Source organism: Acinetobacter sp. 826659 (genome assembly GCF_000588515.1).
GTDB classification, from domain to species: domain Bacteria; phylum Pseudomonadota; class Gammaproteobacteria; order Pseudomonadales; family Moraxellaceae; genus Acinetobacter; species Acinetobacter pittii.
Window position 1 is genome coordinate 38308 of sequence record NZ_JFYD01000001.1, and the last position, 22753, is coordinate 61060.

Annotated in this window: 20 protein-coding genes and 1 pseudogene; 8 read left to right on the top strand and 13 right to left on the bottom strand. The window is 37.3% G+C overall.

Translation table 11 applies throughout. The annotated features are described in order from the left end of the window. The first annotated feature begins 33 nt into the window (after positions 1 to 33). Positions 34 to 1044, top strand: a complete 1011-nt coding sequence (locus tag J663_RS00195; RefSeq protein ID WP_033847140.1) for an alpha/beta hydrolase — start codon at positions 34 to 36, stop codon at positions 1042 to 1044. Positions 1045 to 1121: 77 nt separating this feature from the next. Here the strand turns inward: J663_RS00195 and actP are convergent, their stop codons facing one another. From actP to hchA, 10 genes are all read right to left on the bottom strand, one after another. Continuing rightward, positions 1122 to 2774 carry a cation/acetate symporter ActP gene (gene actP, locus J663_RS00200; RefSeq protein WP_033847141.1) on the bottom strand — a complete coding sequence of 551 codons (1653 nt, stop codon included), beginning with the start codon at positions 2772 to 2774 and terminating at the stop codon, positions 1122 to 1124. Beyond that, a complete protein-coding gene (locus J663_RS00205; protein WP_005131622.1) occupies positions 2767 to 3078 on the bottom strand; it encodes a DUF485 domain-containing protein in 312 nt (103 codons plus the stop codon). The genes actP and J663_RS00205 overlap by 8 nt, the downstream gene beginning before the upstream one ends. 27 nt (positions 3079 to 3105) lie before the next feature. Next, positions 3106 to 4737: a long-chain-fatty-acid--CoA ligase gene (locus tag J663_RS00210; protein ID WP_033847142.1), complete on the bottom strand. Its 1632-nt coding sequence runs from the start codon at positions 4735 to 4737 to the stop codon at positions 3106 to 3108. 144 nt (positions 4738 to 4881) lie between these two features. After that, complete coding sequence (locus J663_RS00215; protein ID WP_033847143.1) at positions 4882 to 6765, bottom strand: sigma 54-interacting transcriptional regulator; 1884 nt, start codon at positions 6763 to 6765, stop codon at positions 4882 to 4884. A 23-nt stretch (positions 6766 to 6788) separates the two neighbouring features. After that, a complete protein-coding gene (locus J663_RS00220; protein ID WP_033847144.1) occupies positions 6789 to 7556 on the bottom strand; it encodes an SDR family NAD(P)-dependent oxidoreductase in 768 nt (255 codons plus the stop codon). An 18-nt stretch (positions 7557 to 7574) separates the two neighbouring features. Next, the gene (locus J663_RS00225) at positions 7575 to 8735 is read right to left on the bottom strand and encodes an acyl-CoA dehydrogenase family protein (protein ID WP_033847145.1); all 1161 of its coding nucleotides are present in this window, start codon (positions 8733 to 8735) and stop codon (positions 7575 to 7577) included. Then, positions 8732 to 9460 (bottom strand): histidine phosphatase family protein, encoded by a 729-nt coding sequence (locus J663_RS00230; protein WP_033847146.1) that lies wholly within the window; start codon positions 9458 to 9460, stop codon positions 8732 to 8734. Before J663_RS00230 ends, J663_RS00225 begins: the two co-directional genes overlap by 4 nt. Next, a complete protein-coding gene (locus tag J663_RS00235) occupies positions 9453 to 9797 on the bottom strand; it encodes a hypothetical protein (protein WP_033847147.1) in 345 nt (114 codons plus the stop codon). The genes J663_RS00230 and J663_RS00235 overlap by 8 nt, the downstream gene beginning before the upstream one ends. After that, positions 9794 to 10783: a phosphotransferase family protein gene (locus tag J663_RS00240; protein ID WP_033847148.1), complete on the bottom strand. Its 990-nt coding sequence runs from the start codon at positions 10781 to 10783 to the stop codon at positions 9794 to 9796. Before J663_RS00240 ends, J663_RS00235 begins: the two co-directional genes overlap by 4 nt. Positions 10784 to 10961: 178 nt before the next feature. After that, entirely contained in the window at positions 10962 to 11840 is an 879-nt protein-coding gene (hchA, locus tag J663_RS00245) for a glyoxalase III HchA (protein WP_033847149.1), read from the bottom strand. A gap of 323 nt (positions 11841 to 12163) precedes the next feature. On the opposite strand from hchA, the gene J663_RS00250 reads away from it, so the two are divergent. From J663_RS00250 to J663_RS00265, 4 genes are all read left to right on the top strand, one after another. Next, on the top strand, positions 12164 to 13057 hold the full coding sequence (locus tag J663_RS00250) for a LysR family transcriptional regulator (protein ID WP_033847150.1): 894 nt from the start codon (positions 12164 to 12166) through the stop codon (positions 13055 to 13057). 102 nt (positions 13058 to 13159) lie between these two features. After that, entirely contained in the window at positions 13160 to 13564 is a 405-nt protein-coding gene (locus J663_RS00255) for a DoxX family protein (RefSeq protein ID WP_033847151.1), read from the top strand. Positions 13565 to 13639: 75 nt separating this feature from the next. Further along, complete coding sequence (locus J663_RS00260) at positions 13640 to 14239, top strand: alpha/beta hydrolase (RefSeq protein WP_033847152.1); 600 nt, start codon at positions 13640 to 13642, stop codon at positions 14237 to 14239. A gap of 92 nt (positions 14240 to 14331) precedes the next feature. Then, positions 14332 to 15096, top strand: coding sequence for an isochorismatase family protein (locus tag J663_RS00265; protein WP_033847153.1), 765 nt, complete (start codon positions 14332 to 14334; stop codon positions 15094 to 15096). A gap of 579 nt (positions 15097 to 15675) precedes the next feature. Here J663_RS00265 and J663_RS00270 read toward each other — a convergent pair. Both J663_RS00270 and J663_RS00275 read right to left on the bottom strand, forming a co-directional pair. After that, positions 15676 to 16338: pseudogene (locus tag J663_RS00270) on the bottom strand (catalase); the annotation flags it as partial. 75 nt (positions 16339 to 16413) lie between these two features. Then, complete coding sequence (locus tag J663_RS00275) at positions 16414 to 17244, bottom strand: alpha/beta fold hydrolase (protein ID WP_033847154.1); 831 nt, start codon at positions 17242 to 17244, stop codon at positions 16414 to 16416. Positions 17245 to 17666: 422 nt separating this feature from the next. Here J663_RS00275 and J663_RS00280 point away from each other — a divergent pair, with 422 nt between their 5' ends. From J663_RS00280 to J663_RS00290, 3 genes are all read left to right on the top strand, one after another. Then, positions 17667 to 18560 carry an acetoacetate decarboxylase family protein gene (locus tag J663_RS00280; RefSeq protein ID WP_033847155.1) on the top strand — a complete coding sequence of 298 codons (894 nt, stop codon included), beginning with the start codon at positions 17667 to 17669 and terminating at the stop codon, positions 18558 to 18560. A 53-nt stretch (positions 18561 to 18613) separates the two neighbouring features. After that, positions 18614 to 20059: a coniferyl aldehyde dehydrogenase gene (locus tag J663_RS00285; protein WP_033847156.1), complete on the top strand. Its 1446-nt coding sequence runs from the start codon at positions 18614 to 18616 to the stop codon at positions 20057 to 20059. Positions 20060 to 20142: 83 nt separating this feature from the next. Further along, positions 20143 to 21129: an NAD(P)H-quinone oxidoreductase gene (locus tag J663_RS00290; protein ID WP_033847157.1), complete on the top strand. Its 987-nt coding sequence runs from the start codon at positions 20143 to 20145 to the stop codon at positions 21127 to 21129. A 47-nt stretch (positions 21130 to 21176) separates the two neighbouring features. Here the strand turns inward: J663_RS00290 and J663_RS00295 are convergent, their stop codons facing one another. Next, positions 21177 to 22751: an aldehyde dehydrogenase (NADP(+)) gene (locus J663_RS00295; RefSeq protein WP_033847158.1), complete on the bottom strand. Its 1575-nt coding sequence runs from the start codon at positions 22749 to 22751 to the stop codon at positions 21177 to 21179. Positions 22752 to 22753: the final 2 nt, after the last annotated feature.

The window sequence follows — 22753 nt, forward strand, 5'->3', positions numbered from 1 at the left end:
TTTAAAATTTCTAACTTAAAGTGAGTTTTCACCATGAAAATCGCAACAGCTTTATTAACATCTGCTCTTTTCACTACCGCTGTTTCAGCTGAAGCTATCAATACTCCTGCTCCTACTGCGGGTGTACAAGCATTCCTAAACGTACTCAATTCGGGCAACGGCAAACCAATGGAATTGATGACTCCAACCGAAGCTCGTCAAGTTTTAATTGGCGCACAAAAGGGAGCGAAACTTCCACCAGCACAAGTTTCAGAGAAAACAATTCAAATAAATGGTCAAAACATTCAGCTAAAAATTGTTAAACCAGAGAATGCTAAAGGCGTTCTTCCTGTATTCATGTTCTTTCATGGTGGCGGTTGGGTGTTAGGCGACTTTGCTACTCATGAACGCTTAATTCGTGATTTAGTTCGTGAGTCTGGCGCGGCGGCTGTATATGTTAACTATACGCCTTCTCCAGAAGCTCACTTCCCTATAGCAATTAATCAGTCATACGAAGCAACAAAATGGGTTGCTAAACATGGTAAAGAAATTGGTGTTGATGGTAGCCGCCTAGCTTTAGTAGGTAATAGCGTTGGTGGCAATATGGTTGCTGCTGTTGCCCTTCAGATTAAACAATCTGGTGGTCCAAAAGTACGTTACAACGTAATGTTATGGCCTGTTACCAATGCTGGTTTCGACAATACTTCTTACAATCAGTATGAAAAAGGATACTTCCTGACTAAGAACATGATGAAATGGTTCTGGGATAACTACACAACCAATGCCAATGATCGCAACAATATTTTGGCATCACCACTTCGTGCTACAAGCGAACAGTTAAAAGACTTCCCACCAACATTAATTCAAACAGCTGAATTAGATGTATTGCGTGATGAAGGTGAAGCTTTTGGCCGTAACTTAGATAAAGCTGGTGTTTCGGTGACTGTAACTCGTTATAACGGTTTGATTCATGACTATGGTCTTTTAAATCCATTAAGCAACGAACCATCAGTGAAGACTGCATTATCACAAGCTGGATCTGAACTTCAAAAGCATTTGAAATAAAGCTTTAAGACAGTACTAATAAAGAAAGCATGATTTTTTAATCATGCTTTCTTATTTTTTCGAAGTCTTTAATAAACTTAATGCAAAGGCATTTTTTCAAACGAACCTTGTTGAGCGCCAAGCTCTGAACGTACCACCTGTAACTCAAAGCCTTGTCTGTCTAACTCAGCTCTTTTACTTTTATCGGTTAAAGAAACAACGATACTTACCAAAAATGCAAGTGGCATAGAAAACAAAGCTGGATTATCAAATGGGAATATTGCTTTTTCATGGCCTAATACACCAACCCAAACTGTTGGTGATAAAACCACAAAGGTAATTGCCGAAATGATTCCGACAAACCCACCAAATATGGCGCCGCGGGTAGTTAAGTCTTTCCAATACATAGAAAGAATAAGTACTGGAAAATTAGCGGAAGCAGCAATACCAAATGTGAGTCCCATTAAAAAAGCGATGTTCATTTTTTCAAATAAGATTCCACATGCTATAGCAATCACACCTAGAATTACCACTGAAAGTCGAGATACAACCATTTCTTGCTTTTCTGTTGCTTTACCTTTCTTAATGACTTTTTGAAATAAATCATGGGAAATCGCTGAAGCTACAGCAAGTGCCAAACCAGCCACCACAGCTAAAATCGTTGCAAATGCTACAGCAGACAAAAAGCCAAGTAATAGATTTCCTCCAAGGGCCTTTGCTAGATGCATTGCAACCATGTTACTGCCGCCGATTAAGTCTCCGCCTAATTGCCCATCTACAAAATAATGAGGATTAGTGCCTACTATGGCGATGGAAGCTAAACCTAAAATACAAACCACAATAAAGAAGTAACCAATATAACCAGAGGCATAGAAGACTGAACGGCGTGCTTCAGCAGCATTTGGAACCGTAAAAAAGCGCATCAGAATATGTGGTAAACCTGCCAAACCGAAGATCAAACCAACAGACATAGAAAGTGTATTAATCGGGTTGGATAGCATTGGACCCGGTTCTAAGACCTTTTGTCCTAATTTATGTGCATTTACGGCAGCCGTAGCCATATTATTTAAACTAAAACCAAATGCTTTAAATGCCAGAAATACTAAAACGGTTCCGCCAAAGAGCAAAAGAATAGCTTTAACTATTTGTATCCAAGTAGTTGCAAGCATTCCTCCAAAAATGACATACACCAGCATTAAACAACCGACCAGCATGACGGCAACTTTATAATCTAGACCAAACAGTAATTTAATGAGCTGACCAGCACCCACCATTTGCAAAATTAAGTAGCAACAAACCACGATAAGTGAACCACAAGTTGCCAAAATACGGGTGCGCTGCGGATCTAATCGGTACGAAACAATATCTGCAAAAGTATATTTACCAAGGTTTCTCAGTCTTTCGGCCATTAAGAAAGTTAAAATGGGCCAGCAGACAAAAAAGCCCGTCACATAGATAAAACCATCATAACCTTTGAAGAAAACCATACTGGAAATACCAAGTAAGGTTGAGGCAGACATATAGTCTCCAGCAATCGCCAAACCATTTTGCTTTGCTGAAATGGCATTGCCTGCTGTATAAAAATCTTCTTTTGATACAGTTTTCTTGGCAGCTTTAAAGGTAATAAGCAATGAAATACCGACTACACACGCAAACATGATAATTGCAGTCCAGTTTCTTGGCTCGCTTTGTGAAGCCCAAGCACCTGAGCTAAACAAGGTTAAAATAGTAAAAGTAATATATTTATTCATAATGATATTCCTTTCTTAGTTTTTCTTTTTGTTTGTCAAAATATTGATTTGTAATAAATATATATAAACCCGTTATGACCCAGCTCGATACAATCACAATTGCAGCAATCGGTAAACCAATTGTGACTTTGCTTGCTTCTAGTGGCAGTGCAAGCAATTCAGGGCGAAAAGTAGCGGTTCCTATAAAAATAAAGTAAATGCTGAGCACAATTAGACTTAAAAAAACAGCGAATCGATTTCTCTGCTTTACCATCTTTTTAAATTTCATATCTAAAACGATATTTGCTTCCTGAGGATAGTTCATATAAAAAGTCCTTTTTTATGTTGATCATTATTTACATTCAGCAAAAGCACTATTGGTGAAATAGTCGTGATAACGTTCTCTCAATATTTTTTTACTGATTTTTCCAGTAGGTGTATGCGGTATTTCTTCAACCAATATGGTTGCTGACGGAATGGCCCATTTATGTAATTTGGATGATAGAAAAACGACAATTTCTGAATGTTCAATTTTTTCTTGTGGAGACTTTGGCACCAATATTAAAAGTGGGCGTTCTCCCCATTTCGGATGATTGGCGGCAATAACAGCGGCTTCGGCAACCTTTTCATATCCCATCGCTGCATTTTCAACTTCAACACTACTGACCCACTCTCCTCCTGACTTGATCATATCTTTGGCACGGTCTGTAATATGCATATATCCATATTTATCTATGCACGCGATATCTCCTGTATCAAACCATTTGTCTTCTTCTACTGCTTTGGTTTGATTGATATATTGCTTGGCAATTGTATGGCCGCGTACTTCTAAAATACCTTCATGCATCCCATCGTGAGGAAGCAATTGATGGTTCTCATCGCGCAATCTCATTTGAACGCCGAAAATAGGTTTGCCGCATTTAATTGATTGGGTTTCGACATTATTTTTGATTTGATTTACTCGATTACAGACTGCCATTGAACTGGTTTCAGTCATTCCCCAAGCATTTTCAACAGAAATTCCATAATGGCTCAAAGACTCAATAAGCGAATATGGCGCAGCTGAACCACCAGATATCGCCCGTTTTAAACTGACTGATGAAATATGGTGATCTTCAAGATAATTTTTAAATGAATTCCAGATGGTAGGAACAGCCATAGAAATATCGACGTGTTCAGACTCAATCAGATTAAAAATTTTCTCGGTTTGACCCGCAAATGAATGGGGCCAAACGATTTTTGCTCCCGATAAAACCGCATTAAATGGCATTCCCCATGCACTAATATGATAAAGCGGAACCAAAGGCATAATGCAGCTATCATGCGTTAGCCCAATCGCATTTGGCATAGCGAGTATTAATGCATGCAATACGGTACTACGATGTGAGTAAAGAACACCTTTAGGGTCACCTGTTGTCCCCGATGTATAGCAAAGGCCACTTGCACGTTCTTCAGGGATATCTGGCCAATCATAATAAGATTGCTCTGGAGCAATGAGTTCTTCATAAAAGACAAAATCAAATTGTGCTTTTAGGTTTTTATTCGCATCACCAAGCACAATAAAATGTTTAATGACTTGCTTTATATTGTCATAAATAGAATCAACTAATGCCAAACAATCTGGTTCAATAATGAGCACTTCATCTTGAGCAGAATTGATAATTTGAATGAGCTGTTCAGGTGCCAATTTAGGATTAATTGTATGGTAAATTCTTCCCGTACATGGAATAGCATAGTGCAATTCAAAATGCTGATATGTGTTCCATGCCATCGTTCCGACTTTAGCATCAGAACTTATATTTAATCGGTCTAATACATTGGCAAACTGAGCAACACGTTCGAAAGCATCTTTATATGTATATCGGTGTTTAGTTATCCCATCTGCTTTCAAAGTCACAATTTCTTGATCTGCGTAAACTGTCAAAGCATGCTGCATTATTGAAGTAATATTTAAATTACAATGCATCATTAATCCATTCGTCATTCTTATTTCCTCACACAATTTAGCAACTGATTCAGATGCTTATATGAGTCAATGCAACTATGATGCCAAATTATTTTATTATTATTTTCAATTACTTAATCACTTTTATCATTTTTCTTTTTTGAAAAAATTTCAATTTTGAAATTAGTTATTTATGAGTTTCATTCTACGCCATAAGGTGGTTCGACTAATCCCAAGTTTTTGTGCAGCAAGATCTAAATCACCATCTACTTCTGCAAGTGTTTGCTCAATTAAACTCAACTCTTGATTAACTTTTACTTCTTTTAATAAAGGTTGCGCCGTATAGTGATTTTGAGATTGAAATAGCTCGGGTAATTGTTGCTTTAAAAACTCTGGAGTTAAAATTTCATGATCAAGCTGTAATAGCACATTGATTCTTTCAACAATATTTTCAAGTTCGCGGATATTGCCCGGCCAAGAATAATGTAAAAAAGCCTTCTGTAAAATATTTGGCAAATCATCCAATGATTTTCTATATTTCTCTAGAAAGGAATTTGCTAAATACAAGATATCTTCTTTTCGTTCTTTTAAAGACGGCGTATACACTCTTAAAATATTTAAACGATAGTAGAGATCTGCCCGAAAGCTTCCATTTCGTACTAACTCTTCTAAGTTCGCATGAGTTGCAGCAATCACACGTATGTCTAAATGATGACTTACCACTGAGCCTAAGCGGTTAATTTGTCTTTCTTGTAAAACTCGTAAAAATCTAGTTTGTAGATGTAATGGCATATCTCCAATTTCATCTAAAAAAAGCGTCCCGGTATGTGCCGCTTCAATGAGACCAATACGCCCATTTTTCTTAGCCCCAGTAAAAGCACCTTCCTCATAACCAAATAATTCGCTTTCTAACAAGCTTTCTGGGAAAGAAGCACAATTGATTGCAACAAAGGGGGCTTTATAACGGCTGCTATGATTATGAATACTTTGTGCTAAAACTTCTTTACCCGTACCACTTTCACCCGTAATAAGAATGGTACTATCGGTTTTTGCATATGCTTTGGATAACTTGATGATTTGTTGGAAATTAGTATTTTTCGTCAAGATCTGATCAAAGGTATATCTTGTATTGAAATTCTTTGATGAAACCTTTCTAAACTGACTATTAGACTGCTCTAATGCGTTTAGTTCCTGCACTCTTAAGATATAGCCATCTATGTAGTCATTTTTTAGTTTGGAAATATATACAGCAAGTTTTAAATTTTTAAATTGAACGAGTTGATGACTGTTTTCTTGGTCTATATCAAAGTTTAACCCTTCAAAAATTTCTAATGCTGATTTATTTAAAACATCTGAAGAGTCTTTTTCAAGTAACGAACTCATTGAATTATTAATTAAAGAAATCTTTTTTTGCTTTGTAATAAAACAAATACCTTCATTTAAGTGATTAAAGATCTCGGTCAAACGTAAGGTTGAGTACTGTTCTCTACGAATCTTTTCAAGGGTACGTAAGGCATTTTGTAGAAGGTCTTTTAAAGACGGCACACTAATCGCCAAATGTCCAACTAGGTTTTCATTCAGAGCTAACTCTACTGCAACTGGTGAACCAATAATGGCATCAAAACCTTGATTTTTAATTAAATGAATTGTTTTTTTAGCGTCTAAATATGAATCATAGTTAAACTGTTGTATATCTAAAGCAAAAATATCTGAGTAGTTCTCAAGATCAACTGTGGACGTATTACCCACCAAAGCAATGCGCTTATACTGTTTTAAGTTTGATATGGCCTGAATGACATCAAAAGTACCAGTTCGAATAACCTGTATATCAATGTTTAATTTCTTTTGTAGAAAACTCGCGGTCGCTCCCGTACATAGAAGAATCTGACAGCCATTTTCTACTAAGCTTTGAGCAACATCTTGTACATCGGAAATATGGCATTCCACCAAATCGATTTCGTTCGACTCTACTTCACTAATCGCCTGCTCAACCAAAGATCGAAAACCATTAATATTAGGTTTTTTAATATAGGTGACCAAAATATTAATTGGTTTTCGATTCAGCATTTTTTACTCCATTAAAAAACGTTTTATATAGGCGCAGCGCTATGACCGCCATCGACTTTAATTTCAATACCTGTTATGCCTTGACCTGCTTGAGAAGCAAGTAACAGTAAAGGCCCATTTAAGTCATCAAATTCTACAAACTTCCTTGTTGGAATTTTCTTTAAAAGCTGTTGGCCTGCCTCACTCGTTAAATATTCTTCATTAATTTCAGTAATCATATAGCCTGGCGCGATAGCATTTACATTTATACCAAATCTAGCCAGTTCTACTGCCATAACTTCTGTTAAATGGCGTAATCCAGCCTTCGATGCACAGTATGGGCTAACACCAAGGTTGGTAGACTGAGACAGAATTGACGTAATGTTGATGATCGATCCTTTACGATCAGCCTTAATCATATGCTGCACAACTTCTTGTGCACAATGCCAAGGGGCTTTGAGGTTAGTATCTACAATCTTATCCCAATCCTCATCGTTATAGTCTAAGAAACGCTTGGTATCACTCACCCCAGCATTATTAATTAATACATCTACTGTGACTCCTTCAGTTTCTAGATTGTTAATCATATCTTTCACAGCGGAACGATCATTTACATCTAATGCAAAGGTATGAACTTGTACACCATATTCATTTTTTATATGCGATTCTAATTCCTGCAATCGCTCTAACCGTCTGGCACAAATAATGATATTGGCACCTTCTTTTGCAAATAATTCAGCTATGTGATGCCCCAAACCACTTGAAGCACCCGTAATTAAAATATATTTATCTTTTACATCAAAAATATTCATTCTCTTATCCCTATTTTATTATGCCTGTTTCCCTAGTAGTTTCTTGGCAATGCTCATGCGGTGAACTTCATTTGCGCCATCATAAATTCTAAAACCACGCGCATCTTTAAAAATCTTGCAGACTACTGATTCATCCGTCATGGCCTGTCCACCTAAAATCTGAACTGATCGGTCCACCACACGCCAGATACCTTCAGAGCTGATCACTTTGACTAGACTTGACTCATAATTTCCTTTCTCACCCAAGTCTAAAACCTGCGCACAATAATGAACGGCTAATCGAGTTGTTAAAATATCCATTTCATTGTCGGCAAGCATAAAACCAACGCCTTGGTGGTCTCCTAATCTCTTACCAAAAGATTGGCGCTCTCGTGCATATTGAGTAGCAATATCATGTGCTCTCCTTGCTTGCCCCAACCATCTCATACAATGTGTTAAACGTGCTGGTGCAAGGCGAACTTGAGCATATTTAAAGCCTTTACCAATTTCACCCAACACATTTTCTTTAGGTATACGTAAATTCTCAAAGCGTAAAATGCCGTGCCCCCCTGAAAAGCATGAGTCCATAGCATTCATATTTTTTTCTAATATAAAGCCTTCAACATTAGTTTCGGTTAGAAACATTGAAGCGGAGCCATCTTCCATTTTTGCCATAATAATCGCAACGCTCGCGCCATCGGCTCCTGTAATTAACCATTTACGGCCATTAATCATATAGTCATTGCCATCTTCAATTGCTGTTGTTTGAAGCATGGATGGATCCGAGCCAGCTCCCGGTGCCGGTTCCGTCATGGCAAAGCACGATCTAATTTCTCCAGCTACCAATTTTTTTAACCATCTTTCTTTTTGTGCATCATTTGCAACAGCATCTAAAAGATGAATATTTCCTTCATCTGGTGCATGAATATTTAAAGCGATTGGGCCTAAAGCAGAATATCCTGCTTCTTCGAAAGCCACAGCCTTTTGCAGATGCGACCATCCAAGCCCTCCCATTTCTTGACTTGCATGGGGAGTTAGCAGCCCCCAACGACGTGCACGACTCACCAATTCTTGGCGTAAAGCTTCACTAGGGCCATGACTATCTTGACGAGGATCACTTTCTAATGGAATCACCTCTTGTTGAATAAATTCTCTAACTTTCTGTTGTAGTTCTAATAATTCATTAGATAGTGTGATCATGAGCTGAGCTCCTTTAATTTAAAGCCTTGAGTCGCGATATAAGTTTCATACACATCATCCATAGCGCTATTAAATAGCTCATTTTTAATCAGATTGTACGGCGTGAAATTTTGAAGCTTGATTCGTTTGCTTATTACTTTTTGATTTTCAATCGTTAGATCAAGAATATTTAAGCAGCCATAATCTTGTTCCTGCGAATAGACATCTTTGAAGTCATGTCCATATACCCAATTAATGAGTATTCGATTTACAATATCGTGTGAAGAAATCAGAATATTTTGATCTTTGTCTGCTGTTAAAATCATGTTTTCAAACCATGTCAGTACACGAGTAATAAAGAGCGACCAACTTTCGCCTTGTACAAATAATTCAAGATTATTTTTATGGAACTGATAGGCCTTTTTGATTTCCAGCTCAGCACGATCCAATGAAATTTCTCTTAAACGTCCCGCTCTTATTTCTCGAATATCATCGAATGACTGAATGTCTGTATGCTCGTTTTGATAGCGCTTCAAAATTTCGGCTGTCTGAATCGAACGAGGCATAGTAGACGAGTAAATTTTTTCAAAACTAATATCTCGTAATTGATGGGCCAGCTGTTGTATTTGTTCTATGCCTTGTTCGGATAACTGAGCAAATTTCGGATTAATCGGATTATTAGCTGCATCAAAGTATGAAACATGCCCATGCCGAACCAAATAAATTCGTAGCCGATATTTATCCATGTTGTGCTGCCTTTGGTTCAGTAATTTTTAAGTCTTCCGAATTAAGTGCTTTTAATATCTCAAATGTTTGATCCGAGTGTTTACCTTCACGTATATCGCTAATAAACAATTGAATAGCCTCATCAACATCTTTAATTGGAAAAGAAAAATAATCTTGCACAATGCCTGAACGATGCAATGTAGAAATATCCTTTTGCAAAATATAAGCCTGCAAAATTTCCAAGCTTCTCATGAGCATTAACAAGTTATATTTCTGACTGCCCGATTGCGGTAAAAGCTCATTCTTAATGACGGCTTGGCTGGCTTTAATCAGGTCAATTATTTTTTGCTCGCTCATTCTTTTTCTCCCAATATTTCCAAGATATTTTTTTCAAGGCGGGGAACTAAAAATTCCGTTAGGGCTAGTTCGAGTGATGGGGTATCCATTTCGTTATTTCTGTCAGACTGCTGCATCGCAATAATTGCCCATCGAACATGAGACAGTACATGCCAAAACTTCATTTCAAATTCAGGGACATAAATATCTGAAATTTCAGCGTAAGCTTTTGCAAAGTCTTTATATGAACCTATTCCCCCCGCTATATTTTCATCTTGACCAAAACGCCAACATTTAGAGGTAAACCACCCAAGGTCTTCTCTACGATCACCCCATTGAGTAAATTCCCAATCTAAGATTCCTGAAATTTGATCGTCATTAACCATGATGTTACCAATGCGGTAATCACCATGGACTAATACCAAATCATCGACTTTTGGAAGATTGTTAAACATCCATTGAATAGCGTACTCTAAGATTGGACGATGTCTTTGTAAGTGATCTAGTTGCTCCAGAAAATCTGTAAGCTTTTTTTCTAGATATTGATCTTTATCTGGCTTAGGCAGTAGTTTCTCTAACACTTCATCTGATTGAATGGCATGAATTAAGGCAAGTTGTTTACCAATGTCTTGAGTAATCTTTTTACGTTTTTCTTCTTCTGCAATTCGAACTAATTTATGGCCTTCTGTGACACCTTCAATTTTTTTCATAATGAAGAAATCACTGTTTAAAAAGTTAGGTGACTTTTCAAAATAAAGTGGCTCTGGCACTTTAATGCCAAAGTGATATAACCGATCTAAAAGTAAAAATTCTTGCTCCCGATCTGAGCTAGCCTCTACACTAGATTCGGCATTTTTACGCAGTACTAATGCAAAATCTTCAGATTGAACTAGCCAATTTTCTTGGATAGCCCCACCACTCATTTTTTTTAACTGAATTTCATGAGGGATTAGCCCTAGATTCTGCTGCAATATTCCACTCAATTGCAGTATATGATTCGCATTCATTATTTACTCCTTGTAGCTAACCCTACTGGAGCAAATTACATGCCATTATTTTTATATTTAAATTCAACAACTTAAAAATTAACTATTATTTCAAATATGAAATTTATTTCATATTTGAAATAATAATACTATAGACAATAAAAAAACCTCTCACAGGAGGCTTTTTATTTAGAGTAAATTAAGTAAATTCTGGGTCAGATAAAAGTGTTTCAGCCGCTAATTTACCTAAATTATGCGAAGCAAGAGGGCTATCACCAGTTAATAACTTTCTATCTTTATGAACTTGACCAGTAATACCCTTATTAAGAATTTCAACTCCTAATTTTTCTAGATTTTCTCCAACCAACCATTGTAATTCTCCTGGCATATAGCCAATTTCAATATTAGGCCCTTTATCTAGAAAATCTGGAAATACACAAATCTCATAACCTTTAAAAATGTAATCCTCTGGTTTTTCGTCTACTGAGGCAGCTAATAGAGAGGCCGGACCATGACATAGAGTAATAATATATTTATCATTATCAATGGCCCATTTTAAAACTTTTTTTACCTCCTTACTTTCAGGAATTTTGGCTAACACACCATGTCCACCAGGAATAAACACACCTGCATAAGGTGAATTTTCACCAACAGCAACTTCAATAATTTCAGAAAGTTTCAAGGGATTCTTTAATTTTTCTAAATATTTATTATATGTATCTAAAACCACTTGTTCTTCTTTCGGCATAGCCCACATTTCAAGCTTAACCGGATTACCAGACAATGTTGCTATATCGAATTCGAATCCAGCATTATCTAGATGAAAAACAGGAAGTAACATTTCAACTGGATGATTTCCTGTAGAGAAAAACTTTTTGTTTTGCATAAGGATATAGCGTTCATCAGTCGCTATCATTAATATTTTCTTATCTCCTTTATAAGGATTTTGATAAGTCGTTCCATCATAATCTGTTTTGGAGGAAGTATATTGACTCAAAGAATAGGGAGATGGGAAAAAAGCATTATCTTCTGCTGGATCTGGAGTTGGTACTTTATCTTCGGTTAATTCTTTAGTCATAAAAAATTCCTGATTATTTAGTTAATTTAAAATTATTTGTACAACGATCAACTTTTCTAGATATAAATTATAAATAAAATAACTACAATATTTTTTAATCAAAAAAACAAAAAATATAGAATTAGGCAAAAATGATATTGTAATTTTCACATTTTTTTCTTTTTTTTACTTACCAACTTATATGAATTTTCTATTAATTGAGTAAATCTAAGATTTTTTAAGTTAATAATATTTAACTTAGACTTATAACCTTTTTATGCTAAAACTAACCTTTGTAATTAAGCTAAAAATAAATTTATATGAATAGACTTGAATGCAATCGAATGTTTATTTCGATCATTGAGCAAGGAAGTTTTGTTAAAGCTGCCGAAAATTTAAATACAAGCGTCGCACAAGCATCTAAGCTCATTTCAAAACTAGAGAACGAATTAGGCGTACAGCTTCTAAAAAGATCGACACGCTCATTGAAGCCTACAGAACTCGGATTAGCTTATTACCACCGAATTAAGCAACTTATGGCAGAGTTTGATGAAATTGAAATTAGCATTAAAAATCAATCTCGTGCCCCAGTAGGCAAACTAAAAATAAGTGCTCCTAACTCTTTTGGAACAGTGCAATTAAGCAAAACACTGGTTAACTTTGCCCAAAAATATAGTCAAATTGAATTAGACGTGAGTTTTACCGACCGTACGGTGAATGTCATTGAAGAAGGATTTGATATTGCCGTTCGAATTGGAGAGCTTAAAGATAACAATTTAATTGCGACTCATTTATCTCAAATTAGATTTGTATTGGTCGCATCTCCCCTTTATTTAGAAAAATTTGACTGCCCTCAAAGCCTACAAGACCTAGAAACTCATTCCTGCATCATCGATACAAACTTTAAAGATCCATATGAATGGGCTTTTTTTGAAAAATCACCTTCGAATGTATTACATACCATAAATGTGAATGGTCGGATTCATTTTGCGAATACAGAAGCCTGTTTAGCTGCAACCATAGCAGGACTCGGTATCGCAAGATTACCCATGTTTATTTTAAAAGATGCACTTATCGACAAAAAGATTATTCCTATTTTAGAAAACTATGAATTACCGCGAAGAGGTCTCTATGCGGTTTACCCTCCTGCAAAACATCTAGCCAATAAGGTCAGAACTCTGATTGATTACTTAAAAGAGCAATATGCATATCCTGCCGAATGGGAAATTTATGAGTAATTATTTCCAAAATAGAAATAAATATTCAATTTTAGCCTACTTAATCACTTAAAAATTCAACAGTAGTATGTATTCATCAAGTTAATTCTCATCGAGATAAAAATGAATACATCAAACACCGCTCCTTATGCAGCATTATTACTCCGTATAACCTTAGCGCTTTATTTCTTTGCCCATGCTGGTCTTAAACTATTTGTATTTACACCAGCAGGTACAGCACAATTTTTCCAATCTGTTGGAGTTCCGGGATGGATGGCATATGTGACTATTCTCTGGGAACTTTTAGGAGCAATATTATTATTGATTGGTTTTAAACCTCGAATTGTTGCCGTTACACTAATTCCAGTCTTATTAGGTGCAATATTTACTGTACATGGTGCTGCCGGTTTCTTTTTTACAAACCCTAATGGCGGCTGGGAATTCCCATTTATGTGGATTATCTCTTTAGTTGCTCTCGCACTCATTGGTGATGGACCTTTTTCTCTAAGTAAATCTTTTAAAAACTAAGCTCGTTAATAGATGAGATGCCATTCACGCAATGGCATCTAAACACCAAATATTCAGCTCATTCAGGATATTAAAATGAAAGATCTATTTATAATTTTATTACACGGTGTAGGTAGTAATGGTGAAGACTTAGAAGCAGTTGGAGAATTTTTTAAGGCTAATCATTCTAATTTGAATTTTGTCGCACCCAATGCTCCTTTTAGCTTTATGAACAGTAAAGAGGCCTATCAATGGTTCAGCATTACTGGGGTTAATAATGAGAATCGCTTTAGTCGGATTAAAGAAGCCAGAGCTCATTTTGATCAAAAAATCCAAGAGATCCTTACCCAAAACCAATTAGAAAATCACCTAGATAAAGTTGTTTTCTTAGGATTTTCTCAAGGTTCAATAATGGCTTTAGATGCTGTCGTTTCAGGGCGTTGGCCTATTGCTGGGCTGATTAGCATTGCGGGAAGATTAGCAAGTCCAATCAATAATGAAATTAATAAAAATACTAAAATTTTATTAATTCATGGTGAATCAGACACCGTTATTTCTCCAACCGAAAGCCAAAGTGCATATCAACAAATACATACAGCAAACTTAAATGTTGAGTTGAATATTTTACCCGATACGGGACATACCATTTCGCATTCAGCGCTTCAGTTAAGTCTTGATTTTTTAAAAACTATTTAATCCATTTGGCCTAAACATCCAAATCTGAACTTAGATCTTCCTAAATCTAAGTTCCGTACTTTCTCGTCTCAAATTATTCTTCGGAGTTAAAAATGAATACATCAATCCGTGCAGAAGATATTATCAGCCCTATTACTGATACTATAAAAGCGAATAAAAACTCACCAAAAGAAGCAAAAAATCTAGGTTTATTTGCTTACGATAAACCAACCCCAGAAAATGCCGTTTTATTACTTATTGATCATCAAGTTGGTTTAATGGCTAGCGTTCGTGATACATCGAGCCTCGCTGAATTAAAAAGTAATGTTCTTGGGTTAGCGCGTACGGCTAAAGCTCTTAATATTCCAACACTCATTACATCATCAAACGCACAATGGCAAAATGGTGACACTCTCTCAGAAATTAAGTCATTGTTCCCTAATAATTCAATTTATCGACGTACAGGGATCATTAATGCATATGAAGATCCGACTTTTCGTAAAGCACTTATTAATTTATTAGAAGCAACAAGTCGAACCCATATTATTATTGCTGGCGTAACCATTGGTACTTGCTGTACTTTCCCGACACTATCGCTATTAAATGATGGATATAAAGTTTACCCAGTCATTGATGCATGTGGCGCATGGAATCAATATGAAGTTCAGGCCGCTACATTACGCATGGCAAATGCAGGTGCAGAACCAGTAACCACATTTAGTCTAGCTTGTGAATTACAGGCTGACTGGAAAAAGCCTTCAGCAGATCAAATGCTTGACCCTTTCAAAGAGAACTTATCGGAATATGGGTTTGTATTACAAAACTTCTGGGATAATGTCGGCACCCAAGCTGTTGAAGATCCTTTTAAAATCAAATAATTGATTTTGCTTAAGCTTTGTATCTTTGATTTTCCTTTAAATCTAAAGATACAAAGCTTTAATACTTATACATTTTTATATTGGGTTCCTGTTTATTAACTATAAGGTTAAATTTATCTATTGATATTTTATAGTATAATGTTTATAAGCCACTAAATTTAGTAATTCTTAAAATTACCTACTATTATAATTTCCAGACATAATCAATTAAAAACTTGCTTTACCTTGCTAAGTTTAGGTTCTGAAGTTGGAATGATTGCCCAAATTATAGTCCTCGATGTAATTCTTGTTTGAACTCGCAGATTGTTTGAAGCTGAACGATGTTTCGTTATGTTTATCTGGATTGATTCAGTTCTTGGTTCAATATATACCGAAGAAATTATTTAAAAAAATTAATCAGCTCTACTTGATGATGGATAGCAAAACAACGGCTCTAAATTGAGTCTTTTTCATATTTATTAAATAAAAATCCCATGCTGTTTAACGGCATGGGATCATGGGTGGTATAGGTTGAATAAGCGGTATGATGTAATCCGATTTCGACCTTTAGTTAAATTAATAAACATTTGGATAAATTTAATGAAATTTCACCCAGAAACGTTCATTCGCACTATTAATAAAACTATAGGTATGGCTACTAAAACCGTGCATATGACGATAAGAAGCAGGAATACCACGATCAGACATGACAATAGTGACCTGATGTAAAGCTTCAGGTAATAAAGTCCAGAAATCCCAGTTATTTGTTGCGCTACGTAAGTTAGTTTTAGGATCGCGTTTTACTGCTTTATTTAAATCTGGAAATTTACGTGGATCACGTAAGAAGAACACTGGTGTATTGTTACCCACCATGTCCCAGTTACCTTCCTCTGTATAAAATTTTAAAGCAAAACCGCGGATATCACGCTCAGCATCTGCAGCTCCGCGCTCACCAGCTACTGTAGTAAACCGAGCAAACATTTCCGTTTTTTTACCAATTTCGCTAAAGATTTTAGCGCGAGTATATTGAGTAATATCATGAGTAACAGTGAAAGTGCCGAATGCACCTGAACCTTTTGCATGCATACGACGTTCTGGAATTACTTCACGAACAAAGTTAGCTAATTTCTCGTTTAGCCATAGGTCTTGAGCAAGTAGAGGCCCTCTTGCACCTGCCGTCATACTATTCTGGTTGTCTACAACTGGAGCCCCAAAATCAGTAGTAAGTTGGGAAAAAGGACATTTTTTAGTATCGTCATTCATTAATATGCACCCGAAAAATAATCAATCGAATCAATATAAAAAGGGCAGTCAATTTTGGCTGCCCTTTTTTTAAACTTAACTTCTAATAAATGCTAAAAGATCTTTATTAATTGTTTCTGCTTCTGTAGTTGGCATTCCGTGAGGGAATCCTGGATAACTAATCAAAGTACCGTTTTTAACGAGTTCGGCAGATTTTTTACCAGAAATTTCAAAAGGTACCACCTGATCATCTTCACCATGCAAAATAAGAACTGGAACTTCGATCTTTTTGAGAGCTTCAGTGAAATCTGTTTGAGAGAAAGCAACAATTCCGTCGTAATGAGCTTTTGCTCCACCCATCATGCCTTGACGCCACCAATTTAACACCACAGGCTCTGATACTTTCGCTCCTGGGCGGTTAAATCCATAAAATGGACCTGCTGGTACATCATGATAAAATTGTGAGCGATTTTTAAAAAGTTGATTTTGAAGGTCATCAAAAACTTCTTTTGGTAAACCATCTGGATTACTTTCAGTTTTTACCATTAATGGAGGAACGGCACTAATTAAAACAGCTTTAGCTACAGGGTCATTAGGATAACGAGCAACATAATACGCCACTTCACCACCACCTGTTGAATGCCCCACATGTACCGCACCTTGTACACCTAAATGCTCAACAACAGCAGCAACATCATCTGCATAATGGTCCATATCATGGCCATCCCAGACTTGAGTTGAACGACCATGACCACGGCGGTCATGAGCAACTACACGAAAGCCTTCTTTAAGGAAAAAAAGCATCTGCGCATCCCAGTCATCTGAACTGAGCGGCCAACCATGGTGGAAGAAAATTACAGGAGCATCGCGAGGGCCCCAATCTTTATAAAAAATATCTACGCCGTCTTTTGTTGTGACATATCCCATTTTTGTTTCTCCTGTGTAAAAGTTACACTATCGATTTACTGTATATGCTCTAATTAATTCGTAATAAGTACATATAAAATTTTCAATCCTATCCTCTTGGATAGTCACCACATAGTAAGGTTAAAGTTAACTTTAAGGTCAATAGGTTTTAGTAAAAACAACGTTTAAAAAGTGTAAAAAAATAATTTCTACAATACTAAAAACTAAGGATTTTCTTTAGATCATTTAGAAGTTAATCGGCCCTCTCTATTCTTATCAAATATTATTTTAAATTCGTTACAACCAGTTTTTAATTCCTAGAAAAATAGCATATTGACATTCAAGTGAACTTTAAACTTATAGTAAACCTACAGGCAGAAAGTTGATATCTGCTTTTAAAGATTATCAGCTACTCAGCCGATCAATTTAAAGGTTAACCAATTATGAATACAAATAAAGCGTTCACTGAAGTTGAATTTGGTCAACAGAAAGTTAAAGTTCCAAAAGGTGGTTATTATGACCGCTTTAGAATGAATCCTGATTTAGATGAAGTTGCAAAAGATCCTGCAGCTGGAAATATAGATTTTTTCCGTAGCATTCCTAAAAAGTTAGTTGAATCAAGAGTCGGACCTGTCTGGGCTCCCAACTTTTATTATCGTAGCGGCAATGTGCAAGTTTTGATGCTTACTCCAGTTAAGCTGTTAAAGAAAAAATTACCTTCGCCTCTAGTACCCTTGGAAGCTTTTCCAGGTTATGGACTAGTTGCTCTCACCTTTTTCACTTATACAGTTTGTGATAATGATCCATACAATGAAGCATCTGTAGCTATTGTCGTGCGTAAACCTAAAGCGCATGGTCCGCACGCTTTGGAGCTGATTAACTCGATTCGTAAACGTCATTTTTATGCGCACGTATTAGCTTTACCTGTCGACACTGAAATAGCACGTGTACGTGGCGTAAATGGTTATCAACTTCCAAAATGGCTGGCTGAAATTGATGTAAAAATTGATAAGAAAAAAGTTGAAGCAACTCTTTCAACTTACAACAAATTAGATATCAGTCTAACAACCGCAACTCCGCCATTAAAAAGAGTTAAGTCTGAATCACGTATGGGTAAAGCCACAATGTTGCATTCAGTCGATGGTGAATGGCATCAAACTCTAGTGCAAACCAATATTCTCTCATTTGGTGAAAAACTTTTCCCACGCAAGGTAAAAGTGACACGCCATGGAGGCCATGTGAGCCAGCTTCTAGATCAGTTGGGCGCATCTACTATTCTTCGTCTCGATGTTATTGAAGATGCTCAGGTCGTATTAAATCTACCGACTAAACTTTAATCATCAGTCAGTTAATAAGCTTAGGATAGTTAAGCTATGTTTTGAGGTTTAAGATGAACACTCTCAATGAAGTAAGCAGTACTTTAAATGCATCAGAGATACTCTCTCGACAACGCAAAGCTTTTTTGAAAGCTGAACCACCAACACTTGAACAGCGTAAAGTAAGTCTTGCAAAGCTTCGTGCTGCTGTCATTGAATATCGTAGTGAATTACAAGTTGCTGCAAGTGAAGACTTTGGACATCGTTCATATCATGAAACAGATGTGATGGAACTTGTTGGTATTGTTCAATCCATCGATTATTTAACACGTAATTTACGCCGTTTCATGAAGCCCGAAAAGCGTCATGTTAGCTTATTCTACCGCTCGGCTAGTGCTCATATAGAATATCAGCCTAAAGGGGTTATTGGGGTCATGGCTCCTTGGAACTACCCTATTTCTCTTACGCTTATTCCTCTTGCTACAGCGATTGCTGCCGGCAACCGAGCAATGCTTAAACCATCCGAACTCACCCCTCGAACAAGTGAAGTAATTTCACGCATGCTTGCGGCAAACTTTTCTACAGAAGAAGTTGCCGTTGTTTTAGGTGGACCTGAAGTTGGTGCTGAATTTAGTGCATTGCCTTTCGACCATTTATTGTTTACAGGAAGTACACCTGTAGGTCGTAAAGTCATGAAAGCAGCAAGTGACAACCTTGTTCCACTGACTCTTGAATTAGGTGGTAAAAGTCCAGCTATTGTTGGTCGAGGCTATGTAAATTCAAGAACCATGACCAGTATTGCCTATGGAAAATTATCCAATGGTGGGCAAACATGTGTTGCTCCAGATTATGCTCTTGTTCATGAAGATGATTTAGAAACATTTATTGAAGAATACAACGCCACAGTCTCTCGATTCTATCCAAACGGACCAGACTGTGATGATTACACTTCAATTGTCAATGAACGTCATTATGCTCGTTTACAAGGCTTGCTTGATAGTGCAAAACAAAATGGCGCACGAATTATTGAACTTGGAATCAAACCTGAATCGGCAAAGAATCGCACTCGTACTCTTGTTCCAACACTTGTTGTGGGAGCAAAAGATGATGATGCAATTATGAGAGAAGAAATCTTTGGCCCAATTCTACCCGTTCGCATCTACCGTAATATTGATGAAGTGATTAACTACATCAATGAACGAGACCGCCCACTCGCCTTATATTATTTTGGCGAAAAAGATGCTGACTGCAAAAAACTACTACGACGTACCACTTCAGGTAACGTTGGTATTAACAACACCATAATTCATGTAGCACAAGACGATCTACCGTTTGGTGGCATCGGCCCAAGTGGTATGGGCGCTTATCACGGAATTGAAGGTTTCCGTTCTATGAGCCATGCAAAAGGTGTCTTTGATCAGGGCCGCTGGAATTTCCCAAGCTTCTTACATGCTCCTTTTGGAAAATTCATGGAGTTAGCACTTGCCATTACTTTGGGTAAGAAAAAAGCTAAATCTTAATTATTTTTCATACTCAGCGGGATTGAGCACTAAGTCTAAATTCCGCTTATTTAATTAACAATATCTAATAAGGAAACAACTTTATGAAATGTATCACTTTTAACGGTGCTGGCGGCCCTGAAGTTATTACAGTTAGTGAAAGACCTATGCCTGAATTAAAAGATGATGGGATATTAATTGAAGTTGTTGCAGCAGGTATTAACGGTCCAGATGTAATGCAACGAAAAGGTTTGTATGCACCACCGCCTGGTGTGACAGACATTCCTGGACTAGAAGTTTCCGGAGTTGTTAAACAAGTAGGCAAGCAAGTCACTAAGTTTAAAGCTGGAGATGAAGTCTGTGCGCTAGTTCCAGGTGGTGGCTATGCTGAATATGTGGTTGCCCATCAAGACAATGTACTCTTTATTCCTGAAGGCCTAACTTTAATTGAAGGTGGAATTTTACTAGAAACCTTCATGACAGTTTGGTCACATCTTTTCCAACATGCAAAATTCCGCCCAAACAGTTCAATTTTAATACATGGCGGTACTTCTGGAATTGGTACTACTGCAACAATGTTAACTCGAGCTTTTGGAGCAACCCAAATTTTCACAACAGTATCGAGCAAAGAACATCAAGAAGCCAGTTTAAAAATTGGTGCTGATGTAGCCATAAATTATAATGAAGATGACTTTGTTGAAGTTGTTAAAAAACATACTGATGGTAAAGGTGTAGATTTTGTCTTAGATATTATTGCCGGAGATTACATCCAGCGAAATTATGTGGTCGCTGCAATGAACGGCACAATATTGCAAATAGGTGTGCTTAAAGGGTTAGCAGATAAAGTCAATATTTTTCCAATGCTCGCTAAACGCCTAACTCATACAGGCGCTACCCTACGCTCTCAATCTGCAGAAGCCAAAGCAGAAGTGATGACAGCACTGCAAGAAAAGGTATGGCCTTTAATTTCAAAAGGACAATTAAAACCATTATTGTATAAAACATTCGATCTTGAAGAAGCACGCCAAGCTCATGAGTTCCTTGATCAAGGGCAACATGTAGGTAAGTTAGCTTTAATTATAAAAAAATAAAGCTAGCTATAAAAAGAGACCAACATATGGTCTCTTTTTTTAATTGATTAGATCGCGTTTCTAGTCATCTCACCATTCACCAATCTTAAAATTTGCAACGGATTGCTGTCTTTTAAAGCCTCCGGCAATAAACTTTGCGGATAGTTTTGATAACACACAGGTCTTAAGTAACGGTCAATGGCCAAGGTTCCAACTGAAGTACCTCGGGCATCTGAAGTGGCTGGATATGGTCCGCCGTGTACCATGGCATCACAAACTTCAACACCCGTTGGGTAGCCATTTATGAGTAATCGTCCAGCTTTCTCTTCTAACACCGGAACCACATCTGCAAATTCACTTAAGTCTGCTTCGTCAGCAATTAAAGTCGCGGTCAGTTGACCATTCATGCTTTGTAGTGTCTGAATGAGTTGGGCTTTATCTGCCACTTCAATGATGACTGTGGTTGGCCCAAAGATTTCTTCTTGCAGAAGTTGGTCGCCTGCCAGTAACAACTCAACATCCGCTTTAAACAGTTGTGGCTGTGCCTGATTGCCTTGGTGGGTTTGACCTGCCAAATGTTTAATGCCTTGATGCTCAATTAAGTGCTCAAGACCATCGGTATAGCTTTTTAATGTTCCGGCATTCAGCATAGTTTGTGCAGGTTTGCCACCCATAATTTCGGTTAGGTTGCTAATAAGCTGAGTAAACTCGGCTGATTTAATTCCTAAGATTAAACCTGGATTGGTACAGAACTGACCACAGCCTAAAACGACTGAATCTGCCAAGTCCTGTGCAATTTTTTCAACACGGTTTTTTAAGGCTTCTGGCAACATCAACATCGGGTTAATACTGCTCATTTCAGCAAACACTGGAATCGGTTGTGGGCGGGCTGCTGCCATGTCACATAGAGCGCGACCACCACCAAGTGATCCAGTAAAACCTACAGCCTGAATTAAAGGATGTTTCACCAGTGGTTCACCCACGCCATTACCATAGATCATGTTAAATACGCCTTTAGGCATATTTGATTTTTCTACTGCACGTTCGATTGCTTGAGCCACAAAATCTGCTGTGGCCATATGTCCGCTATGCGCTTTGACTACCACAGAACAACCCGCAGCTAGTGCCGACGCTGTGTCACCACCCGCAGTTGAGAATGCTAAAGGAAAGTTACTTGCCCCAAAGACTGCCACAGGACCAACACCGATTTTAATCTGGCGCAAGTCTGGTCGAGGTAAAGGCTGACGCTCAGGTAAAGCGGTATCAATACGGGCACCTAAAAAGTCACCACGGCGCAGCACTTTGGCAAATAAACGCATTTGTCCACTGGTACGGCCACGTTCACCTTGTAAACGTGCAAGTGGCAAAGCAGTTTCCTGTGAGACAATTTCAAGAAAATCTGTACCCAAAGCATCGAGCTCATCTGCAATATTTTCTAAAAAAACAGCACGCTGTTCAGGAGACGTATGGCGGTAAGTCTTAAACGCTTGACTGGCGGCTTCACAGGCTTGATTGACCTCTTGCTCGGTTGCATGGTGAAACTCATAAGGCAGAGCTTCACCAGTCGTAGCATGAATACTTTTTAATAAGGTTGTACCTTGTGCGCTGCGTGAACCGCCAATAAAGTTGTGTCCAATGACCATTT